This window comes from Agrobacterium genomosp. 2 str. CFBP 5494, assembly GCF_900013495.1.
Taxonomy (GTDB): Bacteria; Pseudomonadota; Alphaproteobacteria; order Rhizobiales; family Rhizobiaceae; genus Agrobacterium; species Agrobacterium pusense.
Genome location: NZ_LT009719.1, coordinates 22,186 through 40,464, shown reverse-complemented (window position 1 = coordinate 40,464; position 18,279 = coordinate 22,186). Strand labels below are relative to the sequence as shown.

Sequence of the window (18,279 nt, the reverse complement as noted above, 5' to 3'; positions counted from 1 at the left end):
ACGAATGCGCAAACCTGAACTTTCCACTCCCGACCTGACTGCTCGGATCGAGGCGATGATCATAGCCGGAAGCCTCGCGCCCGGTGATCGCCTTCCTGCCGAACGGCAACTCGCCGCTGAAATGGGAGCGTCCCGCTCCAAGCTGAGAGAGGCGATTAAACAGTTGGCAAGCAGGGGGGTTGTCATCAGCCGACAGGGCGGTGGCACCTATGTCGCCGCGCCAGAGGAGGTTGAGCCCGTTCGCGCGGTCTTTCAATCTTTGGCGCCACTCGCCCGAAACGAGGCGGGCTATTGGCGGGATGTCATGGAAATCCGCAAATCACTGGAGGGCGATGTCGCTGCCTTTGCCGCCATGCGTGCCGACGCAGAGGATATTGCGCGAATATCGACCGCTTGCGATGCCGTTGGGAAGGCTTTGCTCGCGACGGACCCGCAGGATGCTCCTTTGACGCCTGCGAAACTCGACGTGCGGTTTCATATGGCGATCGCTCAGGCCGCGAAAAACGCCGTCCTCTATCAGATCATGACCGGCCTGGAAACGCTTCTTGCAAGCAGCATGGCCGACAGTCTAACGCACCTCTATCGTCTTCGCGCGGTACCAGCCCAACTCGATGCGCAGCATCGTCGGATCATGTCGGCCATAACGGCAGGGCAGTCCGACGCCGCACGGACAGCGGCCATCGAACATCTCCTTTTCGTCGAAAGCCAACTTGAGAACATCGAACGCGATGCCGCTCGGCAAAAGCGGTCTTCTCATGCGCTTCAACACATCAACCCCATGAAAGAAAAACAGTCATGATCATTTCCTCGACCACGGATTATCGCGAAGCCGCTCGGCGTCGCCTGCCACGCTTTCTGTTTGATTACATCGACGGCGGAGCTTATGCGGAACAAACGATGGGCCGAAACCAGCTGGATCTCCAGGCACTGTCTCTGCGCCAACGCGTGTTGAAGGAGGTCGGCGATGTCGATCTGTCGACGACAGTTTTCAACGAACCCTTCATCCTTCCGGTCGCCCTGGGGCCTGTGGGCCTTACGGGCATGTACGCCCGGCGGGGCGAGGTGCAGGCCGCCCGCGCAGCAGTCTCGCGCGGCATTGCCTTCACAATGTCTTCGGTCTCTGTTTGTCCGATCGAGGAGGTGCAGCCACAGGTCGATCGGCCAATCTGGTTTCAGCTCTATGTCCTGAAAGATCGAGGGTTCATGAAGAATGCTCTGGAACGAGCATGGGCGGCCGGTGTGCGAACGTTGGTTTTCACCGTCGATATGCCCGTGCCCGGCGCCCGCTATCGTGACAATCATTCGGGAATGTCAGGTCCGAATGCGGCGTTTCGGCGCTATCTGCAGGCGGCCATCCACCCATCCTGGGCTATTGAGGTCGGTCTTTTGGGACGCCCACATGATCTCGGCAACGTCTCGGCCTACCTCAAGAAAAAGACCAGTCTTGAAGACTATGTTGGCTGGCTCGGTGCGAACTTCGACCCCTCCATCGGCTGGCATGACCTGCAATGGGTCCGCGACTTCTGGAAGGGTTCGATGGTGCTGAAAGGCATTCTTGATCCTGAGGACGCCCGCGACGCCGTCCGCTTTGGTGCGGACGGGATTGTGGTGTCAAACCATGGTGGCCGCCAGCTTGATGGCGTATTGTCGACCGCGCGGGCGCTGCCGATCGTTGCCGATGCCGTGAAGGGCGACGTGACGCTGCTGGTCGATTCCGGCATCCGTTCCGGCCTTGATGTCGTGCGGATGATAGCGCAAGGCGCTGACGCCGTCCTGCTTGGTCGCGCTTATATTTACGCCCTGGCGGCGGCCGGCGAGAAAGGCGTCGCTCACCTGCTGGACCTTGTTGCAAGCGAGATGCGTGGAGCCATGACGCTCACCGGTGCGCGTTCGATCAAAGATATTTCAACCGACAGCCTGGTTTCTTCCGGCTTGGCTCCTAAGGAGATGTAACATGAGCATGACCATTGCCGATCTTCTGGCACAAACCCTTGCCAATGCAGGCGTTAAGCGCATCTGGGGCGTGACGGGTGACAGTCTTAACGGTCTCAACGATAGTTTGCGGCGGATCGGCAGCATCGACTGGATGCATGTGCGCCATGAGGAAACCGCGGCATTCGCGGCAGGCGCGGAAGCGGCGGTTACGGGTGAGCTTGCTGTTTGCGCGGGAAGCTGCGGCCCCGGAAATCTCCATCTGATCAACGGGCTTTTCGACTGCCACCGCAACCATGTGCCCGTGCTGGCCATTGCCGCGCACATCCCGTCCTCCGAAATCGGGCTGGGCTATTTTCAGGAAACCCATCCGCAGGAACTGTTCCGCGAGTGCAGCCACTTCGTTGAACTGGTCACCAATCCCTTGCAGATGCCGGAAGTGCTGCATAGAGCGATGCGCGCCGCGATCGGACAGCGGGGTGTGGCGGTCATCGTGCTGCCTGGAGACGTTGCGCTTCAACAGGCGCCGGAGAGCGCGAGCGCCGACTGGGCGCCGCTGGCAACCCCGCGTCTGCTTCCCGCCGCACCGGAGATCGAGCGTCTGGCAACACTTCTGAACCAATCGGAAAAGGTGACGATCCTTGCCGGCAGCGGGTGCGCAGGCGCCCATGACAGTGTCGTGGCGCTGGCGGAGCGATTGGCCGCGCCCGTCGTTCATGCCTTGCGCGGCAAGGAGCATGTCGAATGGGACAACCCTTATGACGTCGGAATGACGGGCCTGATCGGCTTTTCGTCCGGTTATCATGCCATGAACAACTGCGACACATTGCTGATGCTGGGCACCGACTTTCCCTACCGCAACTTCTATCCGGAACAGGCGCGGATCGCGCAGATCGACCGCGATCCCGCAGCGCTCGGCAAGCGGGCGCATCTGTCGCTGGGTGTCGTGGGCCATGTCGAGGATACGATCGACGCGCTGCTGCCGCTGATCAAGTCCGGTCGCAGCACTGCGTTTCTCGACTCGGCAAAAGCGCATTACGTCAAGGCGCGCCAGGGCCTGGACGATCTTGCCCAGCCTGCAAAGCCCGGCCAACCCATTCATCCGCAATATCTGACCCGTCTGGTCAGCGAGCTTGCAAACGACGATGCGATCTTCACCGCCGATGTCGGAACGCCGACGGTCTGGGCGGCGCGCTACCTGAAAATGAACGGCAAACGCCGGCTGCTCGGCTCGTTCAATCATGGCTCGATGGCCAATGCGCTCTTGCAGGCGATGGGCGCCCAGGCAGCCGCACCCGATCGTCAGGTTGTCTCGCTGTCGGGAGACGGCGGCTTCACCATGATGATGGGCGATTTCCTCTCGCTGGTTCAGCTCGGCCTGCCGGTGAAGGTCGTCATTTCCAACAACGGCTCGCTTGGCTTCGTTGCGATGGAAATGAAGGCGGGCGGCTATCTCGATACTGGCACGGATTTGAAGAACCCCGACTTCGCTGCGATGGCAGAGGCCATCGGCATAAAAGGTATTCGCGCTGAAAGTTCGGAGAACCTTCCGGGCGCCTTGCAAGAGGCGTTTGCCCATCCCGGCCCGGTTCTGGTCGACGTGCTGACCGCCAAGCAGGAACTGGTCATGCCGCCGAAGATCAAGATCGAACAGGCGAAGGGATTCAGCCTCTACATGCTGAAGGCGATCATCAACGGCCGCGGCAACGAGATCATCGAATTGGCACGGACCAATTTGGGGCGGTGACGATGACGTCAGCGATTACAGCGCGCGACATCGCCTTCGTATTGCGCTGTTCGGCTGCGGCTACCCTCAGTTATGCGTTGGCTTCGAGTTGCGGCCTCGTTCATCCCGTCTGGGCATCGATCTCCGGGATCATTGTGTCCCAGGATACGCTCGATCAGACAAAAAGTGCGGTTCTCTGGCGTTTTGTCGGCACGCTCGTCCGTATTGTCGTCGCTGTCGCTGTGAACTGATGGGGTGGACGCCCCCTCCGGTCGGCATCGGCGTATGATGCTTGCCTAGCGCCATGGTGGCGTTCACGGAGGAAGAGCAGATGACACAGGTGCATATTCTTGCGATCGACCTCGCGAAGCGGAGCTTCCAAGTCTGTGGAACGGATCGCGGCGGGGCGGTTCTATTTAACCGGGTTCTCACGCGAGCCCGGTTAATACAGCTTTTGAACGAGCAGTCGCCGTGCATCGTCGCGATGGAAGCTTGTGCCACCAGCCATTTCTGGGGCCGCTTCGCTCAAAGCTGTGGCCATAATGTGCGGCTAATTCCGCCGATCTATGTGAAGCGGTTCGTCAGACGGCAGAAGAACGACGCAGCCGATGCAGCGGCGATCGCAGAGGCTGCACAACGACCGAACATGCATTATGTCGAGGTCAAGAGCGCGGAACATCAAGCGCGTGCGGTGGCGTTTCGAACGCACCAGTGCTTCGTGCGCCAGCGTACCCAGCTCATCAATGCGTTGCGTGGGCATCTTGGCGAATTCGGGATCATGGTTGCTCAGGGACCCGCCAATCTCACTGCGGTAGTCGGCATTCTCGCCGATGAGACAAATGATCTTCCTGCTGGAGTTAGAGAGATTGGCCAACTTTACCTGGACCAGATTAGTCTGCTGACCGAGAAAATCGACGGGCTGATGCTGAAGCTTCGAGAAGCAACCAAGGCGAATGAAGATATGCGCCGACTTTGCACCGTTCCCGGCGTCGGACCCGTGACCGCCGGAGCGATCCTCGCATTTGCTCCCGATCTTCGCGCATTTAAGAGTGACCGGAATTTTGCTGCCTGGCTCGGCCTTGTACCCCGCCAACATTCGACCGGAGGAAAGACCCGGCTGGGAGGCGTGAGCAAAATGGGGCAAACGGATATCCGTAAATTGCTCATCGTCGGGGCCATGAGCTTGATCCGCTGGATCGTGCGCAAGGGTGTGTTGCCGGACAATTGGCTGGGAGGCGTTCTGGGACGAAAGCCACGAATGGTGGCGGCTGTGGCACTCGCAAACAAGATGGCCCGCATCATTTGGGCGATGATGACGAGGGAGCAGAATTACAGAATGGCATGATCCGCTGTTCTTCTCGAAGACCAAGGCGGTGAATGCTTGGGGCCAAAAGCCCCGGTGGGAAGATCGACTGACGGAACGATGCGGAAAGGACTTCAATGTTCAGAACGGGGTAAACCAGTCCCGGCGCTCGAGCACAAAGCTCTCTGAACCGATGTGGCCTCTGTTCTTCGAACTGCATCCCGGCCCGTGGCTAATCAGGCCACATCAAGAGGCCTGACACACGACCGATAGAATTCCTCGTTCGCAGACTACCGTCAAAAAATCTTCTTGCCAAACCGGGGGCATCCACACACGCCCCGCCGCGATCCGTTCCACAGACTTGGAAGCTCCGCTTCGCGAGGTCGATCGCAAGAATATGCACCTGTGCCATCTGCTCTTCCTCCGTGAACGCCACCATGGCGCTAGGCAAGCATCATACGCCGATGCCGACCGGAGGGGCATCCACCCCATCAGTTCAGTTTGCGCGTGTCGAACCTATTGGAAGTCCGGCCGTAGAAATCGTCGTCAACGATGTTGTGGTGCGCGTGACAGGCGATATTGAGCCGGATCATCTGACCAGTATTCTGCGGACGGTGCGCATCGCCACCATGGAACAAATACAACGCCCTCGGCACCGCCGACATCACCGCCGTTCGCTGAACGCAGAGCGGGAAAGAGTCAGCTCTGGCTGCTGCCGACTAACACAACAACGCCTCTCCGGATGACCGTGTTTTTCCGACTAGGTCAGGACGACGGGCTGGCCGCGTTACCGAGATTTGCCGCGAGGCTGGGCCCGAGGCGATGTTGCGGGATTTCGGGAAGCTTCGTGAACGAGGATAGCCGCGGCGGATCGTTCCCCTCCGATGGGAGCGCCCCAGTGACGTCCAAGACTGTGTTCCCGCATGATGGTCAATGCGCCAGATCCAATGATGAACATCAGGCCGATCATCATCGATATGTCCGGGCGCAGGCCGAAGAGCATATCGTCGAGGATGATCGCCCAGACCATCTGACCGTATTGCGTGGCGCCGACAAGCGTTGCAGGGGCCAAGATCGACGCTCTAGTCGTCAGCAGGTTGGCCAGAGCGGCTAGCAAGCCATAGCCGGCCAACAGAAGAATCTGCTCGCCGTCGGGCATGACGAAGTCGCTGATGCTGAGTGCGCCGCAGATCACGATGGCCCCCATCAGGCCGGCTCCGACAAGAGAGATCTTTTTCTCGCGAACTCCGAGCGCGCGAAACACCACGATCGAGACCGCGCCCCCGAAGCCTGCGAAGATTGCCCCGAGATGTCCTATGGACAACTCGCGAAATCCCGGACGCAGCACGATCAGCACACCGACAAAACCGATCGCGATGGCCAGCCAGCGCTGCATCCCGACTCGTTCCTTCAGGAACAGGATCGACATCATGGTCACGAAGCTCGGTTGCAGGAACATCAGCACCATCGCTTCGGACATCGATAGATGTGTGAAGGCGGTGATCGACCCGATGACGCCCGCCGGATAGGCGAAAAACCGCACGAGCCAGAGCCTGCGATCAACAGTGCTGAAAACATCGTGCAATCTGTCGCCGGGCGACAGGAGGAATGGCAGCACGAGGCAACCGAAAATCGCGCCGATAAAGGCCGATTGCATCGGCGGAATCGCTCCTGCGATCAGCTTTACGCTCGCGTCGCTGAGCGAGAAGATGGCAAACGCGGCGAACCCGAGCGCCACACCGGAAGTCGTCTTGTCAATCATGTGCCCTGTTTCCTTCCCAGAATCGGGGCGGTCCGCCCCGATCCGGTTTCACGCGATCCCGATCAGATGGGATCGGTCAGTTCGCCGAGCCTGTCGGTCAGCTTCATGTTCTCCGCGTAACCCACCGGACAGCAGATGACCGAAACGCCATCCTCGGCGAGAGCTTTCTGCAGTGTGGGCAACAGATCTGCCGCTTGCTCGATGCGATACCCCTTGGCCCCGAAGCTTTCAGCGTATTTCACAAAATCCGGGTTGCCGAAGTCGACGTCGCGATGATGGCCCAGTTCAAGGTCCATTTTCCACTTGATCAGGCCATAGGCCTTGTCTTCCCAGATCAGCACCTTCAGCGGGATCTTTTCCCGCACGGCCGTTTCGATTTCTTGCGAGTTCATCATGAAGCTGCCGTCGCCCATCGCGGCAAGAACCTTGCGCTCAGGCCTTGCCAGCTTGGCCCCGATCGCGCCGGGCAGCGAGAAGGCCATCGTCGACAGCCCGTTCGAAATGATGCAGCTGAGCGGGGAGTAGGCCGGATAGAGCCGTGCCATCCACATCTTGATGGCCCCGGTATCAACCAGTACGATGTCGTCGTCCGCTATGGCCTTGCGGATGTCGCAGATGACGCGCTGCGGCTTCAGCGGATAGCTGTCGTCGTCTGCATGGCTGTTCAGCTCATCGTCGCGAAGGGCCCGGATGGGGGCGTCCATGCGGGCAGCGTTCAGGGGGCTGCGCCGGAACTCGCCCAGCAGGGCGTCGAGGCTGCGGGAAATGTCGGCCTCGACCGCGACCGAGATCGGATAGCAGGCATCCGTATCCTCGGCGAAGCAATGGATGTGGATGACCTTCTTGTCCTTGTGGGGATTGACCCGGACGGGGGCGAACTCCTGAAGCTCGTAGCCGATGGCAAGGATGACATCGGCATGGTCGAAGGCGAAATTTTCATAGTCGTGACGCATGAAGCCCACGACGCCAAGCGCGTTCGGGTTGCGATCGGACACGACGCCCTTTCCCATGAAGGTCGTGGCGACGGGAATCCCGAGCAGATCGACCAGCTCGGTCAGCTTATCGCTCGCCCCCGCACGCGCCACGCCGTGACCGGCAAGGATGATCGGGCTTTTGGCTGCACGCAACAGCGAGACGGCCAGCGCGAGCTGTTCGGGGTCGGGACCAGCCGCATGTTTCGGCCGCGATGGCAGCGGAACGGCATCAGCGGGAACCTCGGCCCCCTCGATATCCTGCGGGATCGCCAGATAAACCGCGCCGGGCCGCTCCGACTGCGCCATGTCGAAGGCCTTGCGCATCATTTCCGGTGCCGCCGCGGGGGTCAGCATGGTCGAGGCCCATTTCGTCACCGGGCGAAACATTGCTTCCAGGTCGATGATCTGGTGCGATTCCTTGTAGATCCGGTTCAGTCCCACCTGAGCCGAGATCGCGACGAGAGGGGTAGAGTCGGTCTGCGCGTCGGCCACCCCAAGCAGCAGATTGATCGCCCCTGGCCCGAGCGTCGCGGTGCAGACCCCCGCCTTGCCGGTTAGGCGCCCGTAAATGTCGGCCATGAAGGCCGCGCCCTGCTCGTGCCGGGTAAGGATGAAGCGAACCTTCGAACCGGCAGTGGCGTCGACAAGCTGGATGTTTTCCTCGCCGGGAATGCCGAACATGTAGTCCACGCCTTCGGCTTCGAGGCAGCTGACAACCAGCTGGGCCACCGTTTTTCTTTCTTGTCCCATTTCCAACTCCTTTGGTTGATGTTCGGGATCAGTTGGTCAGCCAGATGAACATGCCCATGGTGAACACGGACAGGATCGTGCTGAAGAACAGGATCGAGGCCATTTCCTGCTCTGCCGTCTGATATTGAACGGCAAGAATGACCGCGATGGAGGCGGTGGGAATGGCCAGCGTCAGGACGGATTCGCGTGTTAGGTCGGGTGCGGCCCCCAGCAGCATCAGGCCGGCCAGCATCATGCCCGGAATGACGAGGTTGCGCGCCGCGACCGCCAGAACCACCGGGAGACTGATGGAGACCCTGCGCGAGAACAGCACGATGCCCGAAGCGAACAGCGCGACGCCCCCCGTCGCCCGGCCCAGAAGGTTCAGCGAATCCGCGATCTCGGCGGGAAACCTGATGTTCATGGCGATCAGCGCGAGCGCCAGCAGCGGCGCCCAGACCACGGGTTCCTTCAGGGCATGCACGATGTGGTCTCCAAGACCTTGGGACGCGGTGCCCGTCGTGCCTCCGACTGCGGCGGCGCGGGTGCTGGCCATCCCATAGGAAAGCAACATTAGCGTCAGCGGCACCTGGATCAGGTTCATCACAAGGCTCGCGACCGAAATCGGCACCGCGCTTTGTGTGCCGAACAGGTGGCCGAGCACCGTGACGCCGACAAAGGGCACCGCAGGCCCGGAAATCGCCAGCGCCAGCAGCGCCGCCGTCATCGTATCGCGGTGAAAGACATAGCGGCACAGCAGATTGACGATGCCGTAAGCACCTGCCATGCCGACAAGGATCGAGAGAGCCAGCGGTCCCTGCGACAGAATCTGAGTGCGGTCCATTCCGACCATCCCGGCAAAGAGGCTGAGCGGCAGGGCGTAAAGCATGACCATCCGATTCAGGATCGTCGCCTGCTTTGCATCGAAATCGTGGTGCCAGCCGGCCAAGAAGCCCACGGCTAAGGTCACGACGATGGGCAACAGCGCCCCGATAACGGTCTCTATCATTTTGTCATCCTCTTTCCATTCGATCCGGGCAATCCTGCTTCTTCACCACCCATGGGTAGAAGACGCGCAGGGTGCGGGGAAGACGGAAAACAACTGTGGCTTTCCTCTGCGCTCGCGCTCGCGAGCAGGCGGTTCTAAAGGTATCTGCATTATGTGTTGCCCGTTGTTAGCTAAGCGAATGACAGTCATGGACAGACGAATGGCGGGTTTCAAAGCTCATCCGGGCAAAAGCGCGATCAGAGGGGCTGCCAGCACATTCAGAAGCCCGACAGAACCGTGACAAGCCCGGCGACGGCGCCTCGGTTGTGCCGATCGGATGAGCGCGGGCCGTTCCCGCACCATGCGCACCCAACCCGAACAGAGAACCGCGCGCCGGTGCAGTGGCAACGCGGAATCTCGCGAGGATCAGGTCGCCCAGCACCGCACCGGCAATACCTGTAATGACGACGAAGACTGCAGTCAGATTTGGAATGCCGCCGATCTCGTCCGAGACCTCCATCGCGAATGGGGTGCTGACCGACGGTGGAAGCAGGCTGAGACGAATCGCCCCGTCGAGCCCGACTAAAGTTGCGAGCCCCCGACTCGACAGGATCGACACGAGGCTTCCCACCAGCATACCGGCCAGAAGCACGGGCCAATAGCGTAGGATCAAGGCGCGCTGCTCATAGATCGGGACGGCGAAGGCCACAGTCGCCGGACCCAGCAACAGGATCAGCCAATGCGTACCCTCAATATAGTCGCGATAGGTTTCGTTAAACGACACCAACACGAGCATCAGCAAAAGCGAAGTGATTGCGAGGGGCATCAACCACCAGCGGGACCAGCGTCGGTAGATACGTTTTGTCAGCCAGTAAAACCCTATGGTCAAGCTCGACCAGAGCAAGATATGCAAAAGGGCCTCAGACACGGTCCTCGTTCCCCTCGAGGTCCAGATATTTCCAGCAGCGATCGACGATGGCGAGCATCACCAGCACGGTGCTGAGAAGGATTACAAACAGGATTTTCACCTCGGTCAGGCCGAACAGTTCGGGGTGATCCAGCACCGCCAGAACCGCCGGAACAAAGAACAACAGCATATCCGAGGGAAACCATCCTGCGCCGCGCCGCATGCTGAGGGTGCTGACGCGCCGCATGGCCAGCAGCAGAAGCAGCAGGCCAAGCCCAATAATCCCGCCCGGCAGAGGGATGCTGCCAACGCGCGTGGCCGCCTCGCCCAGAAGCCAGAAGCCGAAGACGACCAGCGTCTGTGCGGCGGGGTGGTGGTGCAGAAATCGGGCGGTGCGGTGGCGTGATGTCATGGCGATATCCTTTGCAGCGAGGATAGGGTAGAACTTTCCATTCATAAAATGAATTGATCGAATAAAGTGTATTCCAATGGGGACTTATGATGGATTTTCGGCCGTTGCGTGCTTTTGTCGAGGTTGTGCGCCAAGGGGGTTTTTCCAGCGCTGCGAAGGCGGTTTTCGCCACCCAGTCCACCGTCAGCAAGGCGGTGAAGCAGTTGGAGGACGAGATCGGTCTGCCACTACTGGACCGTATTGGCCATCGCAGCGTGATGACCCCGGCGGGTGAGGTGGTCTATCGCCGGGGGTTGAAACTGCTGGCAGATCGCGACGATCTGTTGGCCGAACTCGACGAGATCCGGGGTGTGCGACGTGGTTCGCTGCGCCTCGGGCTGCCGCCGGTAGGCAGCAGCACGGTCTTTGCGCCACTTTTCGCTATTTATCGCCAGCGTTATCCCGGGATCGAGGTGCGGTTGACCGAATATGGCAGCGATCAACTTGGATCGGTGTTGCGCGCGGGCGAGATCGATTTTGCCGGGGCGCTCCTGCCGGTTTCCGAGGAATTTGAGTTCCAGCCGGTACGTCGCGAACCTATTGTTTTGTTGCCCTTCTGCCGCCGCGGCATCCGCTGGAGGGGAGTGCTTCCGTCTCTATGTTGGACCTGAAGGAAACACCCTTCATCCTGTTCGACTCTGGCTTTGCGCTGCATCGGATGGTTCTGGACGCCTGCAAACGGGCGGGGTTCGACCCCGACGTGGTGGCCCGGAGCGGACAGACAGATTTCATGGTGGAGCTTGTGAGCGCGGGAGTGGGCGTCGCTTTTCTGCCCCGGATGATCGCCGCCCAGCATCAGCTGCGGGGGCTGCATTACGTCGCTCTTGGGGAGCCAGACGCCGAATGGAACATGGCGATGGTCTGGCGACGCGGAGCCTGGCTGCCGCCCGCGGCACAGGCCTGGCTGAATCTGGTACGCGAGATTCACGGTGGCGCTCCCATCTCTGAGCAGTCATGATTGGAATAGAAAGAAGTCAATCAATTCATTTTTGAAATTGATTTCGAAGGCGTAAGATGCGCAACGACACAAACGCGGATCGGATATGAAGGAATTTTCCCGCGTTTGGCGAAGGGATCTGGTGCCATACACTGCATCGGGAACGTGCATTGAGCCGGCGAAAGCCCGCTTCTGGGAGACGCGAGAGATGAGCGGACCGAATTACAGAGCCACGTCGGCAGCCGACCGGAAGAGGGTCTTGCAGGAGGTGCAGCCCGGGCTTCTCGGATTGATGGATGGCTCGGTCTCGACGCTCGCCCCGATTTTCGCGGCGGCGGGAGCGACGGGCAAGCCATTCAGCGCCTTTCTGGTGGGACTTGCGGCATCGCTCGGCGCAGCGATCAGCATGGGACTGGCCGAGGCGCTGTCGGATGACGGCGCAATTTCGGGGCGCGGCAGTCCGGTCAGGCGCGGTATGATTACCGGCCTGTCCACGGGGATCGGCGGGATGCTGCATACATTGCCGTTCCTGATCCCTGATATGACTACCGCGCTGCGACTGGCCTATCTGGTCGTGGCCGTCGAGCTGATCGCCATCGCCTGGATCCGCTACCGTTTCATGGGCGGCAGGCTCGTCCAGACGATCGTTCAGGTGGTGATCGGCGGTGCCATCGTCTTCGGCATCGGCGTCGCTCTGGGCAAGATCGGGGCCAGTTGATCCGACCATATGTTCGCGAGGAACGGATTTCGGGAAATCAAGGAGCATGACATGGCAAAAATCCCCGAGCTGCGTCTGGCCGACGGTATCGGGCTGCCGGCAGTGGGTTTCGGAGCATGGAGCCTGAATGGTGAAAGCGGTGTCGGGGCGATGGTATCCGCGATCCGGCAGGGCTACCGGCTGATCGATTCTGCCTTTAACTACGAGAATGAAGGGGCCGTGGGCGAGGCGATTCGTCGCGCCGGCGTGCCGCGCGAAAGCCTGCGTGTCACATCGAAGCTGCCAGGGTAGCGAGTTTCGGCACTTTCTGCCTGATCTGGTCGGCGACATTACGCCATTGGGTGCTTGCAGCCGCCGGAGTATCCTGGGCAAACGCCGTGGCGATGAAGGCAGAGACGACACGGCGTCCGCTCTTCCCGGCATGGGCAAGCGCATTGCGCATAAAGTGGACCCGGCACCTCTGCCATGTGGCGGACAGCACCTTCGACACCGCTGCCTTGATGCCCTCATGCGCATCGGAGACAGCAAGCTTCACGCCGCGCAGGCCTCGCCTGGTCAGCTTGCGCAGGAACTCAGTCCAGATCGCTTCTGCTTCTGAAGTGCCGATCTCCATGCCGAGCACCTCGCGTCGACCGTCGGTGTTGACGCCGACAGCGATGATGACAGCGACAGAGACGATGCGTCCGCCGCGACGAACCTTCAGATAGGTGGCATCGATCCAGAGGTATGGCCACTCGCCCTCGATAGGACGGTCGAGGAAGGCCTTCACCTTCTCGTCGATCTCCTCGCAGAGCCGCGATACCTGGCTCTTGGAGATGCCGCTCATGCCCATGGCCTTGACGAGATCATCTACGGATCGGGTCGAAACGCCTTGGATGTAAGCCTCCTGAATGACCGCCGTCAGAGCCTTCTCCGCCATCCGGCGCGGCTCCAGGAAACTCGGGAAGTAGCTGCCTGTGCGAAGCTTGGGAATGCGCAGCTCGACGGTCCCTGCTCGTGTCTCCCAGTCTCGATCGCGGTAGCCGTTGCGCTGGGCAAGTCGAAAGCCGTTCTTCTCGCCATATCCCGCGCCAGTCTTCGCCCCGACTTCCAGTGCCATCAACTTCTCGGCAGCAAAGCCGATCATATCCCGGAGCAAATCGGCGTCGGCACTCTTCTCAACGAGTGAGCGCAGGTTCATCATATCGTCGGTCATCGGTGGTGTCCTTCAGGTTGGATCTAAGCAACCCGACCCTACCGGAAATCACCGATGGCTATGAAATCCAGCTACACCACGCGCTGGGACACGATCTGTCGGGACGCTCAGCCAGTACGTCACAGCAGCCTTAATGTCTTCGTCGGAGAGTACCTCGTCATCATCCTCTTCGGCCATGCGGAAAAGTCCTTCAGTTGCAAGATAAAGATGCGCCGCTCGAGCCCTGGCTGTTCTTCGCACGGTGGTTTTTAAAGATCGGTATATCTCCTTCAGACCGATGCGCTTTTGTAGCGCGGAAGGAACGCGCCTCCGGAACACGAATGAATCCGCTTCCCGCCGCAGGTGGTTTGACATCGCCAGCGCCCTTTGTGGGGGTGCAATGTGGGGTAATTCCGCACACTGGCGAGAGGAGGTAACTAATCGAATTACAAGGAGGAAAGTGGCTGTGGAGCCTGGATTCGACCCACGAGACCCTTGCAGGTATGCTGCATTCCGGTGCGTTTTTCACCTCTCGGCAGGAATGGACTGCGAGGCTTGCGCAGGCGTTTTTAACAAGGGGGAAGCAGCGTGACATTTCCATGCTGCCGACTATTGCCGACGTGCAGCATCAGGGTTCCACATTTGCGATAACTGCACTTTGCACCCTGACTTTCGCGTCGATGACCCCCTGAGCTCACATTGCAGTCATACGCTCCAAAGCTGCCGGGATTGTTGCAGCGATGAGGTTCTTAGATAATCGTTATCGGCTCAATCCAAGCCCCTGTGACCGGTTCATTTGCTGTTTCAGCGTATGGTCATAGCTCATCTCGGCCATATGCGTTCGGTTCACAATACGGGCGATCGTCTTGATCTGCTCGGCGTGCTTCGCGAGCTCCGGACGTGCCTCCAGCTCCTCGGCGAACCTGCGAGGATCGGAACTACCAAACCGCCGCGTGAGCGCTTCGGCCACCAGCTTTGCCTCATCAAGCGCGGCCCGGCCCTCAGGCGACGATCGCAGCTCTTTGATGAACTTGCTTCGCCTCTCGACCGGCATCTTCTCCACCTGGGCAATGATTTCGGCGCTACGCGAGGTGAGGCCGGGAACCTCGATCACATCACGCTGTTCACGCTGCCATTGTTCGCTCTGACGTTCTTCGCCAAGCCTGCGCTCCCATGCCTCGGAGACATAGCCGATATGGGCAGAGAGTGACCTTGCATATTGCAACGCCTCCTTCCGTTCCTTGCTGTTGCCGAACAGACCTGACTTGCCGCGCAGCTCCCCGAACCGCTCTGGTTGCTCTGCCATGGCCTTCGCCATGATCTTGCCGCTGCCTTCCTTCTCGGTCATCGCGGTGCGCAGTCTTGCGGCAACTTCTGCCGGATCACGGAACACGTGCCGCACGAGAGATTCGACTACATCGAATTGCTGATCGATGACGGACATCGCCCTTTGCTGCGCCACCTCTTCGATGCTGCGTTGGTATCGGGTGATGGCTGGCACAAGCGGCGCTGGCTTACCGGGTTCCAGAGACCTTTGCTGGCCTCCAGCTTCTGTTGGGGCAGGGAGGGTCCTGTCTTGCGACATGAGGTCGGACCACCGGATGCGGCGATATCCTTTATTCTCGTCTGTCCGCTCGTCGCGCCGTCCGTCATCGATATTTCGGGCGAACGGATTACGAGGATCTTCGCGACGAACAGGAGCGGCCAGATCGCCGGCAGGTTCCTCGTAAACCTGCTGACGCTCTGATGGCCGGCCCTGCTGCTCCCGCTGCAGATGGGCCGCACGGGACAAAACGTCTTGACGCGCATTTTGGCCGGAAGCAAGTTCGATCTCGCTCCTGACCCCAAACTCTTGCCCGATCCCTTGGTCGCTTGCGATCCCGCGCCGCTCGGCAAAGTCCCTGACATAGTCCAGCGTGGTTTCCTTCGCGCCGGAACGCGACAGGCGGCTTGTCAGCTTCTGATAGGCCAGTTCATCACCCTTGACGACACGCCATGCATTGCGCTCGGCCTTTGTGCCGTCCGGAAGCGAGACAGGCGTGGCGCCTTCATGCTGGAGGAAAATCCTGTCTCCGATTTTTGGCGATACCTCTCGCATGGCCCGCTTGAGATCGACGCCCCACGCCGTGCGCTGATCGCCCTTGTCATTCTCCAGCGTCACAAAATAGCTGTCGCGTGATTGCGGATTATGCTCGTAGGGCGCAACGCCGTGATCAACCAGCCGGCCCGCATTACTGAACTCCGTGATGTCGGCATAGAGCTGCACGCTGTCGCGATGCCTGGTCATGGCGACATAGGCCAGATGCCGGTCCATGGTGCTGGACGCCAGCACAAAGGCGCGATCGACCGTCGCTCCCTGGTTTTTATGGATCGTCGTCGCATAACCGTGGTCGATCGCCTGGTAGCTATCCGTGGCAATGCTGACACTGTCGCCGCCTCGACCATCGAGCCGGGCGATGATCTTATTCGGCTCGACATGCTCGACCGTGCCAAGCATGCCGTTTTTGACGCCGAGGTCGCGGTTGTTTTCGAGGAAGATGATCCGATCGCCGGCGGCGAAGGCGCGTTTGCCGGTACTGGTCTGGAAGGTGAGTTCTCCAACATTCTCACTGTTCCTACGGTCCTCAACATCCCCACGGTCTCCACGATCCGCACCGGCATTCTGCCCGTGGCCGCGCTCGAGCCTTTGTCGGTTTTGAAGCTCGGAACGGATGGCGGCATTGAGGGTGCGCACATCGGCGCGGCGATGCGCCATGGCAACCCGGCTGCCATCGGCACGCCGCTCACTATCGGCAACATAATCACGCACGATCTGCACCATCGCCGCGTTGCGGCTTTCTGCAAAGTGGATGTTGCCGTGATCGCGATAGGCAGCCAAGCCCTCGGCCGTCTTGTGGGTTGCAAAGGCAACCGATGCTTCTCGCTGCCAATCATGGCGCTGGCGGCGAATGCCGGAAAGCTCGACGTGACCGATCTGCTCGGCGATCGCCCTGAAGGGTGCACCGGCCCCGATTGCCTGCAGTTGCTCATGGTCGCCGACAAGAACAATCTTTGCACCGCGCGCTTCGGCCTCGCCGATAAAGCGGGCAAGCTGGCGGCTGCCAGCCATGCCAGCCTCGTCGATGACGAACACGTCGCTGCTGCCGATCAGATCCCGGCCATGGTCCCAACTGTAAGACCATGACGCCAGAGTGCGGCTCTCGATACCGGAACTTTCCTCAAGCCCCTCGGCCGCCTTTCCGGCAAGCGCCGCGCCATGGACCTGATAGCCGTGAGCCTCCCAGGCCTCGCGCGCGGCTGCGAGCATGGTGGACTTTCCCGCACCTGCAAACCCGACCACGGCCGCAATGCGTTCTCGCCCGGTAATATGCTCGATCGCCTGACGCTGTTCGGCCGACAATCCCGCAGACGGATCGCTCGCAGCCGACGGTCCGCCAGAACTTCTCCGAAGAGAGCGATCCTGCCTCTCCATGGCGCGCTCGACATGGCGCGGATCGACATCGTGGGACTGCGCCTGATGCAGCCGCTCCGCCGATCGCGCCATGGCGAGTTCGAGATCGATCATCTCCCGCGTCGAATAGCGCGCATTGGAGACGTCGCCTGTCTCTGGATCGATGCGCTCAGCCTGGAGTTCCACCAGCGCTGGTGATGCCATCACAGCGGCAAAGGCGTTCCGGAACATTTGGGCGTCATCGTTGATATAGCGATGCAAGGTTTTGGCAATATCGTGCCGGTCGAATACGCTCTTCTCGTTGCTGATCAGCGTCAGAACCTGTTCCGGTTTTTGCCGGATCAGTTCGGCATTTCGCCGTGCTGCCTCGTCATCCAGCCGGCCGCGCTCGACCGTCAATCCTTGCTGCTGCATCTGCGAGGCATGCACGCCCATATGTTCCGTCGGCGACAACTCAAGACCACGCTCCATGTGTGAGCGATGATCGATGCGAACGTCCAGGCCTTCGCGCTGAAGCTGACGGTTGGCAATGCCTTCCCATGCCTGCCGGATATCGCGAAGCTGCATGTCGGTTGTCGCCATACCATTTGCCAGCAGCCGTGCGTTCTTGTGCTCAAGATAAGTTTTCTCGCCAAGGCCGGTTCTGCCAACCTGCCGCGTCGTCATCAATACATGCGCATGGTGGTTCCTGATATCGCCATGCTCGCTTGGCGAATGGATGGCAAAATCCACGGCCGCGCCATAGCGGTTTGCCAGATCCTGGGCGAAGGCGCGTGCAGCGTTCAGCCGCCCTTCCGGCGACAGCTCATGCGGAAGCGCGATTTCGAATTCGCGGGCGACGCGGGCATCTTTTCGCTTTTCTGCAAACTCGGCAGCGTTCCACAAAGCCGAACGATCCAGAGCCCAATCGGCAGAAAGATCGTCCGGCAGCACGATCTCGATATGCTCGACACCCTCTTTGCGGGTGAAGTCATGCACAAGGCCATCGCGGTGATTGGTGAGGAGAACCGCACAACGATAGGCGGCGGATGCGACGGCACTGCGACCGGATGAGCGTGAGACAGGTTTGGTGCTGAGATGATAAATCGCCAACCGAAATCTCCGATCCGCAAACGGGGAAATTCAGCGCTCTGATGCGCGGCAAGTCGTAAGTGCGCCCTTGTCTGTTTACCGGTGGCGACGCTAGCAACATCGAACAGGCATTTCGACTGCTAAAAGTGGTCAGCA

Annotated in this window: 13 protein-coding genes and 3 pseudogenes; 8 read left to right on the top strand and 8 right to left on the bottom strand. The window is 60.2% G+C overall.

Annotation, left to right across the window (positions count from 1 at the left end; genetic code table 11):
• Positions 1–4: 4 nt before the first annotated feature.
• The 5 genes from AGR2A_RS15075 (at position 5) to AGR2A_RS15055 (ending at position 5,003) form a co-directional block, all read left to right on the top strand.
• Positions 5–799, top strand: a complete 795-nt coding sequence (locus AGR2A_RS15075) for an FCD domain-containing protein (RefSeq protein WP_072493464.1) — start codon at positions 5–7, stop codon at positions 797–799.
• A complete protein-coding gene (gene lldD, locus AGR2A_RS15070; RefSeq protein WP_072493465.1) occupies positions 796–1,953 on the top strand; it encodes an FMN-dependent L-lactate dehydrogenase LldD in 1,158 nt (385 codons plus the stop codon). The genes AGR2A_RS15075 and lldD overlap by 4 nt, the downstream gene beginning before the upstream one ends.
• Before the next feature lies 1 nt (position 1,954).
• The gene (poxB, locus tag AGR2A_RS15065; RefSeq protein WP_072493466.1) at positions 1,955–3,679 is read left to right on the top strand and encodes a ubiquinone-dependent pyruvate dehydrogenase; all 1,725 of its coding nucleotides are present in this window, start codon (positions 1,955–1,957) and stop codon (positions 3,677–3,679) included.
• Positions 3,680–3,681: 2 nt separating this feature from the next.
• Positions 3,682–3,909, top strand: a complete 228-nt coding sequence (locus tag AGR2A_RS15060) for an FUSC family protein (protein ID WP_072493467.1) — start codon at positions 3,682–3,684, stop codon at positions 3,907–3,909.
• A gap of 80 nt (positions 3,910–3,989) precedes the next feature.
• The gene (locus AGR2A_RS15055) at positions 3,990–5,003 is read left to right on the top strand and encodes an IS110 family transposase (protein ID WP_072528585.1); all 1,014 of its coding nucleotides are present in this window, start codon (positions 3,990–3,992) and stop codon (positions 5,001–5,003) included.
• Between the two features lie 745 nt (positions 5,004–5,748).
• Here AGR2A_RS15055 and AGR2A_RS15040 read toward each other — a convergent pair.
• The 5 genes and pseudogenes from AGR2A_RS15040 to AGR2A_RS15020 form a co-directional block, all read right to left on the bottom strand.
• A complete protein-coding gene (locus AGR2A_RS15040; RefSeq protein ID WP_072493468.1) occupies positions 5,749–6,723 on the bottom strand; it encodes a DMT family transporter in 975 nt (324 codons plus the stop codon).
• 62 nt (positions 6,724–6,785) lie between these two features.
• Positions 6,786–8,447, bottom strand: a complete 1,662-nt coding sequence (locus tag AGR2A_RS15035) for an acetolactate synthase large subunit (protein ID WP_072493469.1) — start codon at positions 8,445–8,447, stop codon at positions 6,786–6,788.
• A 28-nt stretch (positions 8,448–8,475) separates the two neighbouring features.
• Complete coding sequence (locus tag AGR2A_RS15030; protein WP_072493470.1) at positions 8,476–9,435, bottom strand: AEC family transporter; 960 nt, start codon at positions 9,433–9,435, stop codon at positions 8,476–8,478.
• Between the two features lie 216 nt (positions 9,436–9,651).
• Positions 9,652–10,342 (bottom strand): annotated as a pseudogene (locus AGR2A_RS15025) (LrgB family protein).
• Positions 10,335–10,733 (bottom strand): CidA/LrgA family protein, encoded by a 399-nt coding sequence (locus AGR2A_RS15020; protein ID WP_072493473.1) that lies wholly within the window; start codon positions 10,731–10,733, stop codon positions 10,335–10,337. Before AGR2A_RS15020 ends, AGR2A_RS15025 begins: the two are co-directional and overlap by 8 nt.
• A gap of 89 nt (positions 10,734–10,822) precedes the next feature.
• On the opposite strand from AGR2A_RS15020, the pseudogene AGR2A_RS15015 reads away from it, so the two are divergent.
• The 3 genes and pseudogenes from AGR2A_RS15015 (at position 10,823) to AGR2A_RS30340 (ending at position 12,718) form a co-directional block, all read left to right on the top strand.
• Positions 10,823–11,730, top strand: a pseudogene (locus AGR2A_RS15015) (LysR family transcriptional regulator).
• Positions 11,731–11,917: 187 nt separating this feature from the next.
• Positions 11,918–12,427: a VIT1/CCC1 transporter family protein gene (locus AGR2A_RS15010; RefSeq protein WP_072493471.1), complete on the top strand. Its 510-nt coding sequence runs from the start codon at positions 11,918–11,920 to the stop codon at positions 12,425–12,427.
• A gap of 9 nt (positions 12,428–12,436) precedes the next feature.
• Positions 12,437–12,718: an aldo/keto reductase gene (locus AGR2A_RS30340; protein WP_348529868.1), complete on the top strand. Its 282-nt coding sequence runs from the start codon at positions 12,437–12,439 to the stop codon at positions 12,716–12,718.
• On the opposite strand, the pseudogene AGR2A_RS15000 reads toward AGR2A_RS30340, so the two are convergent.
• From AGR2A_RS15000 to traA, 3 genes and pseudogenes are all read right to left on the bottom strand, one after another.
• Positions 12,711–13,622: pseudogene (locus AGR2A_RS15000) on the bottom strand (IS256 family transposase); the annotation flags it as partial. The gene AGR2A_RS30340 and the pseudogene AGR2A_RS15000 sit on opposite strands and share 8 nt — an antisense overlap.
• A gap of 48 nt (positions 13,623–13,670) precedes the next feature.
• Positions 13,671–13,976: a DUF6538 domain-containing protein gene (locus AGR2A_RS30335; protein WP_353615849.1), complete on the bottom strand. Its 306-nt coding sequence runs from the start codon at positions 13,974–13,976 to the stop codon at positions 13,671–13,673.
• 385 nt (positions 13,977–14,361) lie between these two features.
• Positions 14,362–18,144, bottom strand: coding sequence for a Ti-type conjugative transfer relaxase TraA (traA, locus tag AGR2A_RS14995; protein ID WP_080823105.1), 3,783 nt, complete (start codon positions 18,142–18,144; stop codon positions 14,362–14,364).
• Positions 18,145–18,279: the final 135 nt, after the last annotated feature.